General features: G+C 47.4%; 15 protein-coding genes, 2 pseudogenes and 1 riboswitch. Of the genes and pseudogenes, 13 read left to right on the top strand and 4 right to left on the bottom strand.

The window, feature by feature from the left end; genetic code table 11:
* Positions 1-236, bottom strand: a pseudogene (locus V7126_RS06220) (hypothetical protein); the annotation flags it as partial.
* A gap of 211 nt (positions 237-447) precedes the next feature.
* Between V7126_RS06220 and V7126_RS06215 the strand changes: the two are divergent.
* From V7126_RS06215 to V7126_RS06155, 13 genes are all read left to right on the top strand, one after another.
* A complete protein-coding gene (locus V7126_RS06215; RefSeq protein ID WP_175075032.1) occupies positions 448-624 on the top strand; it encodes a hypothetical protein in 177 nt (58 codons plus the stop codon).
* Between the two features lie 116 nt (positions 625-740).
* Complete coding sequence (locus tag V7126_RS06210; protein ID WP_175075033.1) at positions 741-2,660, top strand: ATP-dependent DNA helicase; 1,920 nt, start codon at positions 741-743, stop codon at positions 2,658-2,660.
* Between the two features lie 157 nt (positions 2,661-2,817).
* Positions 2,818-4,284: a carboxypeptidase M32 gene (locus V7126_RS06205; RefSeq protein ID WP_373687982.1), complete on the top strand. Its 1,467-nt coding sequence runs from the start codon at positions 2,818-2,820 to the stop codon at positions 4,282-4,284.
* A gap of 137 nt (positions 4,285-4,421) precedes the next feature.
* Positions 4,422-4,521: riboswitch (purine riboswitch) on the top strand.
* A 94-nt stretch (positions 4,522-4,615) separates the two neighbouring features.
* Complete coding sequence (gene xpt / locus V7126_RS06200; RefSeq protein ID WP_046130781.1) at positions 4,616-5,200, top strand: xanthine phosphoribosyltransferase; 585 nt, start codon at positions 4,616-4,618, stop codon at positions 5,198-5,200.
* The gene (pbuX, locus tag V7126_RS06195; RefSeq protein ID WP_175075035.1) at positions 5,197-6,513 is read left to right on the top strand and encodes a xanthine permease PbuX; all 1,317 of its coding nucleotides are present in this window, start codon (positions 5,197-5,199) and stop codon (positions 6,511-6,513) included. Before xpt ends, pbuX begins: the two co-directional genes overlap by 4 nt.
* A gap of 92 nt (positions 6,514-6,605) precedes the next feature.
* The gene (locus V7126_RS06190; RefSeq protein WP_175075036.1) at positions 6,606-7,157 is read left to right on the top strand and encodes a GNAT family N-acetyltransferase; all 552 of its coding nucleotides are present in this window, start codon (positions 6,606-6,608) and stop codon (positions 7,155-7,157) included.
* A 31-nt stretch (positions 7,158-7,188) separates the two neighbouring features.
* Entirely contained in the window at positions 7,189-8,292 is a 1,104-nt protein-coding gene (locus V7126_RS06185; RefSeq protein ID WP_175075037.1) for a type III polyketide synthase, read from the top strand.
* 1 nt (position 8,293) lies between these two features.
* On the top strand, positions 8,294-8,803 hold the full coding sequence (locus V7126_RS06180) for an isoprenylcysteine carboxyl methyltransferase family protein (protein WP_175075038.1): 510 nt from the start codon (positions 8,294-8,296) through the stop codon (positions 8,801-8,803).
* A gap of 66 nt (positions 8,804-8,869) precedes the next feature.
* The gene (gene fbpC / locus V7126_RS06175; protein ID WP_046130776.1) at positions 8,870-8,959 is read left to right on the top strand and encodes a Fur-regulated basic protein FbpC; all 90 of its coding nucleotides are present in this window, start codon (positions 8,870-8,872) and stop codon (positions 8,957-8,959) included.
* Positions 8,960-9,099: 140 nt separating this feature from the next.
* On the top strand, positions 9,100-12,669 hold the full coding sequence (locus V7126_RS06170) for a dynamin family protein (protein ID WP_175075039.1): 3,570 nt from the start codon (positions 9,100-9,102) through the stop codon (positions 12,667-12,669).
* A 52-nt stretch (positions 12,670-12,721) separates the two neighbouring features.
* Complete coding sequence (locus V7126_RS06165) at positions 12,722-12,991, top strand: YpbS family protein (RefSeq protein ID WP_046129631.1); 270 nt, start codon at positions 12,722-12,724, stop codon at positions 12,989-12,991.
* Between the two features lie 78 nt (positions 12,992-13,069).
* Entirely contained in the window at positions 13,070-13,219 is a 150-nt protein-coding gene (locus V7126_RS06160; RefSeq protein ID WP_175075040.1) for a hypothetical protein, read from the top strand.
* An 85-nt stretch (positions 13,220-13,304) separates the two neighbouring features.
* Entirely contained in the window at positions 13,305-14,192 is an 888-nt protein-coding gene (locus V7126_RS06155; RefSeq protein WP_046129630.1) for a 5'-3' exonuclease, read from the top strand.
* A 12-nt stretch (positions 14,193-14,204) separates the two neighbouring features.
* On the opposite strand, the pseudogene sspL reads toward V7126_RS06155, so the two are convergent.
* The 3 genes and pseudogenes from sspL to V7126_RS06140 all read right to left on the bottom strand — a co-directional run.
* Positions 14,205-14,306, bottom strand: a pseudogene (gene sspL / locus V7126_RS06150) (small, acid-soluble spore protein L); the annotation flags it as partial.
* Between the two features lie 57 nt (positions 14,307-14,363).
* Positions 14,364-14,762, bottom strand: coding sequence for a reverse transcriptase-like protein (locus V7126_RS06145; protein WP_175075041.1), 399 nt, complete (start codon positions 14,760-14,762; stop codon positions 14,364-14,366).
* Positions 14,752-15,135, bottom strand: a 384-nt coding sequence (locus tag V7126_RS06140) for a queuosine precursor transporter (RefSeq protein WP_335497257.1), incomplete at its 5' end; no start/stop codon positions are given. The genes V7126_RS06140 and V7126_RS06145, both read right to left, overlap by 11 nt.

Here is a 15,135-nt window from a genome sequence, read left to right as displayed (position 1 = left end):
TCATGATGCTTCTCATAAGTCTCGTAATCGTAATACTCCTTTTTGCGGTCGTCATGTTTCTTGCACGGCTTGTAGTAGTAGTAGTATTCCTTCTTACAATGGTCATGGTGCTTTTTGTGAGGCTCGTCATGGTATACCTTCACATAAGGAACATAATGCTTCCGGTAAGGATCATAATCATGATCATACTTGGTGTAATCCCAATCATGCTTTTTTCCAGTTGTGTAATAATACATTAACTTTCCACCTCAGTCTATAAATTTTAAATTCTATACAACATATGATGAAATAATGGAATAGATTGGGTATATACGTTGGATCAAACGCACATTGTCAAATGACGAGACGAGCCGCAGAGGAAGAAACCGAAGGAAAATAAAGAGTCTGTATAAAACATGATCAATCTGCATATACTCGGGATTATTCCGTTTTGAAAGAGGTGATTTCATGTTAAGCAGCGAGCATTTCGACATGATACAAAAAGCGCTTGAGACGTCATCCAGCGAACTGGACAACGATGGCGTAGAACAGATTACATATGCAAAGGAAGATCTTAAAAATGCGATCAGCCATATGGAATCGACGGACCATCCGTTTTTGACGTATTCGATCCGCCGGAAGTGACAAATAGCCTTCTCGTTCTCCTTTTCGTTTTTCACAAATCTTTCTTGTTGAATTTCCACTCCCATAGTGATAGCATAGAAGTTCTGAAAAACTCGATAGTTGGGGGTTGGAGCAGGGTGACAGCATCTCGTCTGCCTTTTTCTTTAACAAAAACAAAAAATTTCTATGAAGAGCTTAACAATTGGATCGGTGATGTGTTTTACGATATTCTTCCTGAAAAGGGCTTTGATTTGCGGGATGAGCAAATTTTCATGGCCTTTCAATTAGAACGGGCATTTAAAGAAAAGAAGGTCATGTTTGCCGAAGCAGGCGTAGGAACAGGGAAAACGCTTGTCTACCTTCTGTTTGCGCTCAGCTATGCCAGGTATACGGGGAAACCGGCGGTCATCGCCTGTGCGGATGAGACGCTTATTGAACAGCTGGTGAAAAAAGAAGGGGACATCCATAAAATATCCGAGCACCTCGGCTTGACTGTTGACGCGAGGCTCAGCAAGTCCCATGACCAATACGTCTGCCTGAAAAAGCTTGAGAAAACGATGCAGCGCTCTGATGATGAAAAATGGCTCGATCTTTATGAGGCGCTGCCCGGATTCGTCCATGAATCACAAGGCATGCAGACATTTTATCCATACGGTGACAGAAAGGAATATCCGTCACTGTCCAATGACGAATGGGCCGAGATCGCGTACGATTCGTTCCAGGACTGCCTTACCTGTGATATGAGGCATCGCTGCGGACTGACGCTGTCAAGGGACCATTACCGGAAATCGACGGACTTCATCATTTGTTCCCACGATTTCTACATGGAGCATGTCTGGACGGAAGAAGCCAGGAAACGGGAAGGACAGCTGCCGCTCTTGCCGGAGCACAGCGCCGTTGTATTTGATGAGGGGCATCTGCTCGAATTCGCCGCGCAAAAAGCGCTGACATACAGGGTAAAACAATCGACTTTGGAGATGTTTCTGGAACGCCTGATCGGCAATGATATCAGAGAAGAGTTTGCAGAACTCGTCGAAGAGGCGCTGCGCGTCAACGATGAATTCTTCCAATTGCTTTCCGAAAATGCGGAAAAAGCCGAAGGGTCAGAGCGTTTGCACATCAAGGAACATAACGAAGTGAAAAAAGCGGCCGGGGAACTTTATGATCTGCTCGAAAAAATCGGCGAGGCGCTCGTTTTTGAAGGCGAGCTGTACACAATCGACCAGTACGCTTTAACAGTCGTCGAAGAATATCTCGAACAAATGGCATATTCCCTTTCGCTCTACACGAAAAATGCGATCAGCTGGCTTGAGCAAAAAGAGCTTGAATCGACATTTGTGGTGATGCCGCGGACGGTATCTGAAGTCCTTGGAGAAAAGGTATTTTCCAAACAGATTCCGTTCATCTTCTCATCAGCGACATTATCGGAAAACGGCTCTTTTGATTATTTGGCGAAAAGCCTCGGCATCCGCGATTATTTATCGCTCACAGTCGATTCGCCTTACGATTATGACGAACAAATGAAAGTGTGTATCCACCGGATGTCAGAAGCGAAGGAGAAGGGAAAAGCGGCGATCAGCAGCATGAAACAGGAAGGCGGAAGATCCCTCGTTCTGTTCCCGTCCTTTGAAGAGCTTGAGGCGTTTAAGCAGCAGGTCAGAGGCGTAGACTTGCCGTTTCCCGTATATTTCGAAGGAGACGAAGAAATCAGTACGATCGTGGAAAAATTCCAAAGCATTGAAGAATCTGTTCTTTGCTCCGTCCATCTGTGGGAAGGGCTTGATATTCCTGGCGCTTCGCTTCAGAACGTCATCATTTGGTCGCTTCCTTATCCCCCGCACGATCCGGTCTTTGAAGCGAAGCGGAGCGGTGTGAAAGACTCCTTCCGCGAGGTCGAGCTGCCATATATGCTGCTCAGGCTCCGTCAGGGCGTAGGGCGCCTGATCCGCTCAAACGAAGACAAGGGGACGATCCACATTTATGCTGCCTCTTCTAAAGAATGGAATGTGTTAGAAGAGGTTGAGGCAGTGCTTCCCGTGAAGCCGGCCTATGTTTAAAAGAAAAGCGGTTGTTTCGCTTTTCTTTTTTTATTTGCAGAAGGGCATAAAAGTTGACTTTCGTAAATATTTCCATTAGTCTGATTACAATTCGCATCATTTACAGAAGAGGGGGATCGTTTTGAGCGTAACTGCATATGAAAAAGAATTTTTAGACATGTTAAAGAAGATCAGCCATTATGAGCAAGCGGTTAATGTCATGTATTGGGATATGAGAACGGGCGCTCCGAAAAAAGGGGAGGAATACCGTTCCGAAGCGATCGGACAATTATCGGCTGATGTTTTTCAAATGAGAACGTCAAAGCGGATGAAAGAGCTGCTGGATGCTTTGTCCGCACAAAAAGAAACATTGCCGCCTGATACGCAAAAGGCGGTCGAAGAAGCAAAAAAAGATTATGAATTAAACAGTAAAATTCCAGAAGATGAATTCAAAGAATATACGACGCTGACATCCAAGGCGGAATCGGTTTGGGAAGAAGCAAAAAAGGCTTCCGATTTTTCTCTGTTCGCCCCGTATTTGGAGAAAATCATCGAGTTCAAAAAGCGGTTTATTACATACTGGGGATATGAGGGCCACCCTTATCATGCACTTTTGGATTTCTACGAGCCGGGCATGACAGTGGAAACGCTTGATGCGCTTTTTTCCGAATTGCGGGAATCGATCGTTCCGCTCGTCCAAAAGATTGCAGGCAGCCGGAAAAAACCGGATACGCGCTTTGTACAAGATCATTTTCCGAAAGAAAAGCAGCGCGAACTGTGCCATTTCTTTTTAGAAGAGCTTGGCTACGACTTTGAGGCAGGGCGTCTTGATGAGACCGTGCATCCGTTTCAGATCACCATCAGTCCGGGAGATGCGCGGGTAACCACCGCATTTAATGAATCCGATTTCCGTTCCGCGCTGTTTGGAACGATTCATGAATGCGGGCATGCCATTTACGAACAAAATATCGATGAAGCGTTAAGCGGAACGAATTTATCAGAAGGCGCTTCCATGGGGATTCATGAATCCCAGTCGCTGTTTTACGAAAACTTCATCGGCAGGCACCAAAGCTTCTGGAAACGGTATTTTCCCAAGTTGAAAGAAGCAAACCCGGAACAATTCCAAGGCATTACGGCTGACGCGTTCTACAGAGCCGTAAATGAATCGAAGCCGTCTTTCATCCGGATCGATGCGGATGAATTGACATATCCGCTGCATATTATGATCCGCTACGAAATCGAAAAAGCGATTTTCAGCGGTGATGTATCGGTGGAAGACCTTCCGAAGATGTGGAATGAAAAATACGAAGCATATCTCGGGATCACGCCTCCGGACGATGCAAAAGGAATTTTGCAGGACGTTCATTGGTCAGGCGGCGATTTCGGCTATTTTCCTTCGTATGCGCTCGGATATATGTATGCAGCCCAGCTGAAATCGAAAATGCTTGAAGACCTTCCGGAATTTGACCGGCTCATTGAAAGCGGAGATTTCCAGCCGATCAGAAAATGGCTGACGGAACGGGTTCATGTCCACGGCAAACGAAAAAAACCGCTTGAGATCATGAAAGCCGCGACAGGCGAAGAACTGAATGTCGGCTATTTAATCCGCTATTTGGAAGAAAAGTATACGAAACTGTATTTATAAAAAAACCCTTCCCGATTTTATGGGAAGGGTTTCTCCAGTCTGAATTTTCAGTTAAAAACGAACGATCTATCAAAAATATGTGCTTTGAGTTCGTAATTTTTGTTTTTAGTCTTTCCATTCAGACAGAAAGTTGCTATAATTTGATACATTATATCACTCATATAATCGCGTGGATATGGCACGCAAGTTTCTACCGGGCACCGTAAATGTCCGACTATGGGTGGGCGCTAACAAAACGAACGTCTGTCGCAAGGCAGATGGCTGTCGTCTTTTTCAGCATTGCCCGCTCTATCGGGCAATGCTTTTTTTATTGAATAACGGAGGGGTATGCATGGAACTGCTTAAACGAAAAATTGAAGAAGAAGGTACCGTTTTATCCGATGAAGTGTTGAAGGTCGATGCTTTTTTAAATCATCAAATCGATCCGGAGTTGATGCTTGCTGTCGGGGAAGAGTTCGCCTCTCTTTTTGGCAGCGAAGGGATTACAAAGATCGTAACGATCGAGTCTTCCGGAATCGCGCCTGCCGTCATGGCGGGCTTGAAACTCGGCGTTCCGGTCGTTTTTGCGAGAAAGCGCCAATCTCTTACGCTTAAGGACAATTTGCTAACGGCATCTGTCTATTCATTCACAAAGAAAACGGAAAGTACGATCGCCATCTCTGCCGGCCACCTTTCAAAGGATGACAATGTACTTGTCATCGATGATTTTTTGGCGAATGGACAAGCCGCCAAAGGTCTTATCTCGATCATTGAACAGGCCGGTGCAAAGGCCGCAGGAATCGGAATCGTCATCGAAAAATCGTTTCAAAACGGCAGAAAAGAGCTTGACGGTCTCGGCATCAGGGTTGAATCCCTGGCGAGAATCGCCTCTCTTGAAGGCGGAAAGGTCACGTTTTTACAGGAGGTTCGTTCATGAAGCTGACAGCCGGAAAAACCGTTTCATTAAGCATTCAGCACGTTCTGGCCATGTATGCGGGAGCCGTGATGGTTCCCCTGATCGTCGGAGACGCGCTCGGTCTGACGCCTGAGCAGCTGACCTACCTCGTCTCAGCCGATATTCTGATGTGCGGGATCGCGACATTGCTGCAAGTTTGGAAAAACCGCTTTTTCGGAATCGGGTTGCCCGTCGTATTGGGATGTACCTTCACAGCCGTTTCCCCGATGATCGCGATCGCATCGAAATACGGAATACCGGCGATTTACGGAAGCATTATCGCAGGCGGCCTGATCGTCATACTGCTTTCATTTTTCTTCGGAAAGCTCGTCCGGTTTTTCCCTCCGGTCGTAACCGGTTCCGTTGTGACGGTTATCGGGATTACGCTGATTCCCACCGCGATGAATAACATGGCGGGCGGTGAAGGGAGCAAGGATTTCGGGGCGCTGTCAAACCTCGCATTGGCGTTTGCGGTTCTTCTCGTGATCGTCCTTTTGAACCGCTTTACAAAAGGATTTGTGAAGTCAGTTTCGATTTTGATCGGCCTTATTGCCGGAACGGCCGCCGCCGGTCTGATGGGAAAAGTCGATTTTACAGAAGTGTCGCATGCAGGCTGGGTGCAGATGATCCATCCTTTCTATTTTGGAACTCCTGTATTTGAAGTCACTCCGGTCATCACGATGACCCTCGTCTTGATCGTCAGTCTTGTAGAGTCGACAGGCGTTTACTTCGCATTGGGCGATTTAACAGACAAAAAGCTGACGGAGAAGGATTTATCCAAAGGATACAGGGCGGAAGGGCTTGCCGTGTTATTGGGCGGAATCTTCAACGCTTTTCCGTACACGGCTTATTCGCAGAACGTCGGTCTTGTTCAATTGACAGGCATAAAGAAAAACAGCGTCATCCTAACCGCGGGGGCTTTTCTCGTCCTGTTGGGGCTCTTTCCTAAAGCTGCCGCGTTGACAACGATCATTCCCAAACCGGTATTGGGCGGAGCAATGGTGGCGATGTTTGGCATGGTTATCGCTTACGGCATTAAAATGCTGAGCAGGGATGACTTCGGAAAACAGGAAAACCTGTTAATCGTTGCATGCTCGGTCGGGATCGGCCTCGGTGTGACTGTCGTCCCGCAGATGTTTCAGCATCTTCCGGACAGCATCAAGCTGCTGACCGAAAACGGGATTGTCGCGGGAAGCTTGACCGCGATTATCTTGAATGCGATCTTCCATATCAATCCGTTTGCAAAGCCGATAGACCGCACGGAAGCCGTACCCGGCGAAAAATCAGCCGTCTAAACCTCACGATCCCGTGGGGTTTTTCTTTTGGTCAGATGTGTTTTCTTCTTAATCATGACACATACTACAATTGAGAAGAGGAGGCTTTTCTGATGAAAAGAGAGCATGAGCTTGTTAAAAACATCCGCACAAAAGACGGCGGACAGGCCGTGATTCGCCCCGTCAGGATGACGGATGCCCCCGATATTATCGAAGCGGTGCGCGTTGTGATTGACAGCGGCGTCTACATACAAAAAGAAAGGCCGCGCACGCTTCTTGAGGAGCGCACCTTTATCAAGGATATGTATGAAAAGGATAATATGTACGCAGCCGTCGAAATCGACGGCAAGGTGTACAGAATCGCAAGGGTGATCCGCGGCGAGCTTCAGATGAAACGGCATACCGGACTTTTTAGAACATGGCTGCATCCGAAAGCGCAGGGACTCGGCATCGGCAAAGAAATCATGTCTTACACATTGAAATGGTGCAGACTGCATCAGCTTCATAAACTGTGCCTGACCGTATTTGCTTCAAATGAAGCGGCCTTTTCCCTATATAAGAAAAACGGATTTGTCGTCGAAGGCATCCAAAAAGAACAGATACATGCGGATGGAGCGTTTGATGACGAAGTGCTGATGGCTTTCTTTTTTCAGGGCGCCACGTGAGTATACGCTTCATGGTGGAAGAGGTGATAACATGGTTTATCTGTTATCGGCGGGAACGAGCATACCCCGCTGTCATGTCAATCAAGAACAAGCTGCCGGGTTTGCGCGCGAGATGTTTAAAGATTCCTTTAAAGACATTGACCGCCTGTTAGCTTCATTCAAAAACGTGGAGATCGAATCAAGGCAGTTTGTCATGCCTTTGGAATGGTATAAAGGCGCGAAAAGCTTTGAAGAAAAAAATCGGGCTTACGTTGAGATGGCGCTCAAACACAGTGCAGAAGCCGTGACGAATTGCCTTTCTGATCGGCGTTTTTTGAAAAGCGGGGTTCCTTTTGAAACAATTGAAGCGATTTTTTTTGTGTCTTCCACCGGCATCTCGACACCTAGCATTGAGGCGAGGCTGATGAACATGCTCCCTTTCTCAAGACGGACAAAGCGCATTCCGCTCTGGGGCCTCGGCTGTGCGGGAGGGGCTTCGGGAATCGCGCGGGCGTTTGAATACTGCAGAGCTTTTCCAAAGGCGCATGTTCTGGTAGTAAGTGCAGAGCTGTGCAGTTTAACCTTTCAAAAGGACGATAAATCGAAAAGCAATTTGATCGGAACGTCTTTATTCGGAGACGGGATTGCGGCCGTTTTAATGTGCGGCAAGGAAGCGGACACAAGCTGCTCGCAATTTTCCGTCCTTCCCGAGTTGCTGGGCTCTCAGTCGTCCACTTTAAAAGATTCGGAAGATGTCATGGGCTGGGAAATCACCAACAGCGGCTTTCAAGTCGTGTTTTCACGGGATATTCCGTCACTGATCCGGACGCACCTAAAAAAAGATGTTGAAGCGTTTCTCGACGGGCAAAACGCCGGACTGGACGACATTCAAGTGTTTCTTGCTCATCCGGGCGGCAAGAAAGTTCTTGATGCATACATCGACAGCCTCGGATTTTCCGAAGAGCACCTTGCATGTTCAAGGCGGATATTGGCAAGGCACGGCAATATGTCTTCGGCAACCATTATGTACGTGATCAAAGATTGTTTTGAAAACGTCACCCCCGAACGCGGGAAGCACGGGCTTTTAGGAGCGCTGGGCCCGGGTTTTTCGTCAGAGCTTCTTTTCATGAAATGGACGGAAAAAGAGAGTGAATGAAATGTTTTGGATGATCTTGTTCATTTTTATCCTTCAGCGGCTGATTGAATTAGCCGTCGCGAAGCGGAATGAAAAAAACGCCAAAAAACGCGGAGCGGTCGAATTCGGCAAGCGCCACTATCCGTTTATCGTGGCGATGCACGCTTTGTTTTTCGTTTCGCTCATTTCGGAAGTGGCCGTTTTTCATCGGAACATTCAGCCGTTCCCGGCTTTAATCCTGATGATCTCAGCGCTGGTGCTCACCCAAGGGCTGCGCTACTGGTCGCTCTTTTCGCTCGGGACATACTGGAATACAAAAATTTTGGTGATTCCGGAGACGAACCTCATCCGGAAAGGGCCCTACAAATGGATCAAACATCCAAACTACTTGGCTGTCGCGCTTGAATTGATCCTTCTTCCCCTGCTTTTTCAGGCATATGTGACCGCGGTCGTTTTCACTATATGCAACGCGGTATTGCTTCTGATCCGCATTCGTGAAGAGGAGCGAGCGCTGAAGGAATTATGCCATTGAAAATGATTATCATTTCATTTATAATGGATGTGAAAAACATTCTCATTATAGGATGGTGGAAGACGGATGACGATGTTTTTTTTGCTCGGAGCTGTGTGTACATACAGTCTCATGATCGGATTTGTTTTAAAAGGAATCTCGAAGCGTTCTGCATAAATCGATATACAGATATGGAAAGCTGCCGTTTTTGGCGGCTTTTTTCGTTTTTCTTTACGTTGTGGAGAAAAATACAGAATTGTCGTGTAAAATGGGAAAAGGGGCTACAGTTAAACAACATGCAAAAAGGGGTAGGAATAATGGCACAACTTAATACGAAAGACGACCTGATGAGAAAGGCAGGCGCTGTTTTCAAAGAGCTGAAGAAAAACGGGGATGAGAAACGGGCAGCACAGCTTGCTTCCGTCATTCAAAAATGGGCCCGCAAGGAAGTGTATATCGCTTTATGCGGCCATTATTCAGCAGGGAAATCGTCTTTGCTCAACGCGCTGCTTCAAGAAGATGTTTTACCGACAAGCCCGATTCCGACAAGCGCCAACCTTGTCCTTGTCAGGAGGGGAGAGGCGAATACGGCGCTTCATACGACAGATGGAAGATACGCATCGTTCAAGGGCGCTTATGATAAACAAAAAGTGCAGGCGTATTGCAAGGACGGCAGCCAAATTGCAATGGTAGAAATTGAAGGGGACTTTCCGGGGATTGCGCCTCATGCCGTTTTAATCGATACACCTGGAATCGATTCTACGGACGATGCCCACTTCCTTTCGGCATCATCCATTCTGCATCAGGCTGACGCACTGTTTTATGTCGTGCATTACAACCATGTCCATTCTGAAGAAAACGTGAACTTTCTCCGCTCCATTCGGGGAAAAATAGCGAATTTATATTTCATCGTCAATCAAATCGACAGGCACGATGAATCGGAAACGCCTTTTCTGACGTATAAAAACCAGGTTCTTGACATGCTTCTGAAAGAAGGGATCAGGGAAGATCACCTCTTTTTTACGTCCGTTACAGAGGCCGAACATCCGCTCAATGAATTCAAACGGCTTCGCGATAAGCTGTCTGGGCTTCAGCACCGAACGGAACAGCAATTGCGGACATATACGGAACAAAAAGTCATCAGCCTGATCAACGAGCACACAGAGATGCTGATCAGCGATGCAGAATCGTCCCTCCCGGATGAAACGGCTGCCCTGGAAGCAAAAGTTCGTGATCTTGAGAGAGGGCTTTCTGAAGCCGCAGCGCTCCGGAAGCGGGCTGAAGAAGAGGTCAAAAAGGAAATCGAAACGATCATTCAAAATGCAAATCTCACACCGTTTGACATGAGGGAACTTGCCAAACTGTACCTCGAATCAAATGAAAAAAGCTTTAAAAAAGGTTTTCTCTTCACGAAAGCAAAAACGCTTGAGGAAAAGGAAAGGAGAAAAGAAGCTTTTCTGGCGGACGTCAGAAAAAGGGTTCAGGCAGAGATTGACTGGCATATGATTGAAGCGTTCAAAACATTCTCAAATCGATTGGACCTTAACAGCGACGACTTTCTCTCCCGCGTTCTCGAATTCGCTGCAGAGGTCGATGAGACCCTTTTGGTCAAAGCGCTGAAAAAAGGGGCGGCGCTTTCCCCGGAATATGTGCTGAACTATACAAAAGAACTCGCCGAAAGCATCAGGAGAAAAGCGAAGGCGGCCGCCCGGGCTCTCACGGAAGAATTGACGGCTCTCCTGGCTGAGAAGGAAGAGAGCCGGCTGACGGTGATGAAACGCGAATATGAAGAGGAAAAAATGAAGCTTTCGGAATTGCATCAACGGCTTAGCGCCCAGCGGAATGCCTGTGAAAAAGCGAATCGCCTCTTGGATCTTTGGGAAACCGGAGGTAAGGGCGAAGAACCGGAAGCAAACTGGCATGTACAGGAAAAGAAAGAATTGCAAAAACCGATCGAAATGAAGCGGTCTGATAACAAGCCGGCGCCTCGGCAAGAAGCGGCCCAAGGGACTTCAAGTACAGCCGAAAGAAGCGTTTCTGATTATATCGATTACTTTTTGCGGCTTGTCCGTCATTTAGAGGATATTCCGAGTTTGGAAAAGCAAAGGAAGGCTTTCGCCGCCAAAACGAAACGGCTCCAATCCAGACGGTTCACATTGGCCCTGTTTGGCGCGTTCAGCGCCGGAAAGTCTTCGTTTGCAAACGCGCTCTGCGGAAGGAAGGTGCTTCCGTCCTCCCCTACGCCGACGACGGCGACGATCAACAAGATCACCGAACCGACGGGCGCAAAACAAGACGGGTCGGCGGAGGTGGCCTTTAAAACAGAAACGGAGATGGCCGCTGAACTAGACCAGCTTTTAGACGGGAAGATGTCTGGTGCAAAAGGCCGAACTTTTTCGGAAAAGCTGGAACATCTCTTGAAAAAAGGAAATCTTCAGCAGGATGAGCGCATCATCGTTGAACATTTTCAGAAGGCGTACAGGCGTTTTCAGCACTATATCATCGATCAAGGTGAATTCATGATATCCGCCGATGAGCTAAAACCGTATGTCGCCGATGAAGAAACGGCTTGCGCTGTCCGAGAAGTCACCGTTTATTTGCATACGCCTGTCACGAACAAGGGAATTACGATTGTTGACACGCCTGGTGCGAGCAGCATGAATAAACGGCATACAGAACTCGCTTTTCAGTATATGAAAGACGCGGATGCGCTCCTTTATATAACATATTATCAGCATTCCTTTTCAAAAGCGGACCGGTCATTCTTGCGGAAGCTCGGGCTGATCAAAGACGCATTTGGCATGGATAAAATGTTTTTTATTCTAAACGCGGCAGATCTGGCGGGAAGCGCTGAAGAATTGGAAACAGTCGAATCCTATGTAAAGGGAGAGCTGTTAAAGGAAGGGATTCAAAATCCGCACCTTTACCATGTCTCAAGCAAACAGGAGCTCGATGGAACACCCGCCGGCTTCAACGATTTCAGCCGCTTACGAAAAGACCTCGACGACTTTATTGAAAACGGATTGGCCAAATCTGCCGTCGATCAGCTGGCATCTGAAGGCGAAGCGCTTTGCGAAGCGGTTTTTCAGCTCCGCCGTTCGCTGCACCGATCTGCAAAAGAGGCGGAGGCGGAGAGAGAGGAAATCGCGGGAGCGTACAAGGCAGCTTGTTCGGCGATCGAAGAGTCAAGAGACGGGTCTTTTATGCTTCAAATGACGGAAAAGGATATAGAAGAGCAGTTTTATTATATCGGACAGCGCCTTTCTTTTTATGCGTACGATCTCTTGAAATCGGCCATTCATCCGGGGCTGCAAAACGGAGATTGGCAGGCCAACCTGCAAAAAGCCTTGAAAACGGCTTTGAAAGAGTACGCATTCGAATACTTGCAGGAATTAAAAGCGCTCGATATCAGGATCACAGGCATGATGGTCAAATATGCGGATGAAGAGTGGGGAGGCGCGCTTCAGCAAAAACTTGACGGCAATCGCTACTTTTCGGTCCATGTCAAAGCGGAGCCGCCGGAATCTGACTGCTATGACCCCCGGGAGGCAGAGGCAGATGAAGGCGCATTTAAGGAAGAGCTGAAAGCATTCAAGTCGCCGAAAGCATTTTTTCAGCAAAACGGAAAGGCGAGGCTGATCGAGGCCCTTACGTCAAAGCTTTCTGCCATAATGGACGGCTGGATTGAGCATGAAAAACAAACATTTTTAAGCCGCATCCGAAAACAGGCAGATCTCCTCGGGGAATGTTTGTTCAAGGAGGCTATGGGCCAAATTTCCGGTCAAAAGGAAACATATTTCCACGAGCCATTTACTAAAGCAGACGAAGAAAGAATCGAAACCGCATACGCTCTAGCGACTGAATGGCTTCAGGCGATCCGGCAATAGCCTAATTCCGTCAGGCATGGTAGACTGAATAAAAAAAGAAGGGATGCACACGATGACAAACGTACACGAAGCGATTACAGCACATTCCAAAAAACAGCATCAGATTGTGAAGGAGTTCGTCCTTCTTGAAGATGAAAGAGAACGGGCGATCGAAGAGGCTGTCGCAAAATGCGAGCGGCACGAGCCGTTTTCTACCGACCGCATCAATCAGGTGACAGCGAAAATGAACGACCTGGCCAAAAAAGGCATCGTTCCGCAGAGACGGTTTGTCACAAAGGAAATGGTCGAAGAATACGTCAGCCGAAAAAATGCGCGCGAATAGACATGGTTGATCCTTCCGAGAGTCGTTTCAGGCCTTCATGCAAAACATAAGATAGATGTCCGCTGGAGGTGAAACACGATGGGAAGAACAAAGCTCGGCAACAAAAATGCCCAGCAGAATAATAACGCAAAAAAGAAAAACGGTTTTAATACCGAATTTTCTACTGAATCTTACGCGCAAATGGAAGCAGCGAAAATGATTTCAAGCAAAAAAAAGCATGGAAAATAAAACAGCGTCTTTGGCGCTGTTTTCATCATTTTTGCTCATGTGGTACAATAGGTGCATTGTATGTATGAAAGGGAGTTTCCAAAGGATGAAAAAGAAGTTGCTGCTTGTTGACGGAATGGCTTTATTATTCCGGTCTTTTTTTGCGACGGCGGTGCACCGCAATTTTATGATGAATGACAAAGGCGTTCCGACAAACGGGGTTCACGGGTTTTTAAAGCATCTGCTGACAGCCGTGACGGCTTTTGAACCGAGCCATGTCGTCTGCTGCTGGGATATGGGCAGCAAAACGTACCGCAATGATTTATTCAAGGATTATAAAGCAAACCGAGGGGAGCCGCCGCTCGAATTAATTCCGCAATTCGATCTCGCGAAGGAAGCTGCACGAGAGCTTGGCGTTTTGAATATCGGCCTTGCCGGATATGAAGCGGATGACTGCATCGGCACGCTGGCGGCATTGTTCCGGCATGAAGCGGACGTTACAATCGTAACGGGGGACAAGGATCTGCTTCAGGTGCTGGAGGATTCCGTCCAAGTCGCTTTGATGCAAAAAGGCATCGGCAATTATAAAGTGTATACGAAAGAATCATTCATCGAAGAAACCGGAATCGAGCCGCAGGCCTTGATCGATATCAAAGCTTTGATGGGGGACTCAAGCGATAATTATCCGGGCGTGAAAGGAATCGGTGAAAAAACGGCGTACAAGCTGATAAGGGAATATTCGACGGTTGACAGGCTGCTTGAAAATATCGATCGGCTGACAAAAGGCCAGCAGACGAAAATAAACGAAAGCCTTGAAGATCTGAAGCTTTCGAGAGTGCTCGCGGAAATCAAGTGCGATGTCCCGCTTTCCTGCTCATTGGAAGACGCTGATTTTACGCTCTTGCACGAAAGGGCGAGGGAGATGCTGAAAGTTCATCAGATCAGGGGAATTGAACCGCTGTTGATGAAAATGGAAAAAAGAGAGATCGGTTAACCATCGATCTCTCTAATGTTTTGTATTGCTTTTTTTCGCCCGATTTTCAAGCTCGGTTTTCGGATCGGTGTGCCGGTTCATTTCAATATCGCCCTGCGGCCTTTTCCGGCCGGTTTTTGCTTATCCACATGAACCACCTCAGGAGCTTATTATGCGCAAGCAGTCCGGTTTTTAATCTGGATGATTCAGTAAAATTGCATTTTTGGCAAGCCTGTCGGCCGTTTGGTTTTCCTTTGAGGGTATCCACTTAATGAAGAATAGATCAAAGAATGCTTTTAAGCGGATAATCTCGCTAAGATACGGCTTGAATGCATCGTTTTTCACATATTCTGAATCTGCGGCGCGCTCGACGATCTGGGAATCCGTGCGGAACGAAACGATCGAATAGCCTCTTTCGGCACTGAGCTTCATGCCTTCAATGAGCGCCGTAAATTCGGCTTCATGGTTGCTTAAGCGCCCGGCAGGGATGGAAAAGGACTCCGATTCCCTTCCGTTTTTGATAAAAATGCCGAGCCCGGAAGGTCCGGGATCACCGGCACTAGCCCCGTCGATATATACTTCAACCGGCATCTTTTTCGCCTCCTTCATCCATCGGGGTGATCCTTTTGGCAGCATAGGCGTAAGGAGCCGCGAAAAGGGCAACGACAAATTTTAAGACATACGTGGTGATAAAAATCTGCACCCATACGTCAAAGGGATATTTGCCGATAAACGCGACGCTTGTAAAAATGAACGTGTCGAGTAGCTGGCTGACGGCCGTGCTGCCGCTGTTGCGAAGCCATAATGCGCGGTCGGAAGGAAATAACCTTCTGATCCACGAATATACATAAACATCAAGCGTTTGGCTGATGATATAGGCAAGCAGGCTTCCAAGCGCAACGCGCGGCAGAAAGCCAAAAATCGTCTCAAGCGCCGGCTGCGCGATATCCTCAGGGTGCGGCTT

The sequence above is a fragment of the Bacillus sp. JJ675 genome (genome assembly GCF_036963165.1).
In the GTDB taxonomy this organism is placed as follows: Bacteria; Bacillota; Bacilli; order Bacillales; family Bacillaceae; genus Bacillus; species Bacillus glycinifermentans.
The sequence above is the reverse complement of the archived record's forward strand: the minus strand, read 5'-3'. Positions and strand labels throughout refer to the sequence as shown.

What these genes read in the sequence shown, in the direction of transcription:
- V7126_RS06165 (WP_046129631.1), top strand. Translation starts at nt 12,722, where the DNA reads ATGACAAACGTACACGAAGCGATTACAGCACATTCCAAAAAACAGCAT.
- V7126_RS06160 (WP_175075040.1), top strand. Translation starts at nt 13,070, where the DNA reads ATGGGAAGAACAAAGCTCGGCAACAAAAATGCCCAGCAGAATAATAAC.
- V7126_RS06180 (WP_175075038.1), top strand. Translation starts at nt 8,294, where the DNA reads ATGTTTTGGATGATCTTGTTCATTTTTATCCTTCAGCGGCTGATTGAA.
- pbuX (WP_175075035.1), top strand. Translation starts at nt 5,197, where the DNA reads ATGAAGCTGACAGCCGGAAAAACCGTTTCATTAAGCATTCAGCACGTT.
- V7126_RS06215 (WP_175075032.1), top strand. Translation starts at nt 448, where the DNA reads ATGTTAAGCAGCGAGCATTTCGACATGATACAAAAAGCGCTTGAGACG.
- V7126_RS06155 (WP_046129630.1), top strand. Translation starts at nt 13,305, where the DNA reads ATGAAAAAGAAGTTGCTGCTTGTTGACGGAATGGCTTTATTATTCCGG.
- V7126_RS06185 (WP_175075037.1), top strand. Translation starts at nt 7,189, where the DNA reads ATGGTTTATCTGTTATCGGCGGGAACGAGCATACCCCGCTGTCATGTC.
- fbpC (WP_046130776.1), top strand. Translation starts at nt 8,870, where the DNA reads ATGACGATGTTTTTTTTGCTCGGAGCTGTGTGTACATACAGTCTCATG.
- V7126_RS06190 (WP_175075036.1), top strand. Translation starts at nt 6,606, where the DNA reads ATGAAAAGAGAGCATGAGCTTGTTAAAAACATCCGCACAAAAGACGGC.
- V7126_RS06170 (WP_175075039.1), top strand. Translation starts at nt 9,100, where the DNA reads ATGGCACAACTTAATACGAAAGACGACCTGATGAGAAAGGCAGGCGCT.
- xpt (WP_046130781.1), top strand. Translation starts at nt 4,616, where the DNA reads ATGGAACTGCTTAAACGAAAAATTGAAGAAGAAGGTACCGTTTTATCC.
- V7126_RS06205 (WP_373687982.1), top strand. Translation starts at nt 2,818, where the DNA reads ATGTTAAAGAAGATCAGCCATTATGAGCAAGCGGTTAATGTCATGTAT.
- V7126_RS06145 (WP_175075041.1), bottom strand. Translation starts at nt 14,762, where the DNA reads ATGCCGGTTGAAGTATATATCGACGGGGCTAGTGCCGGTGATCCCGGA.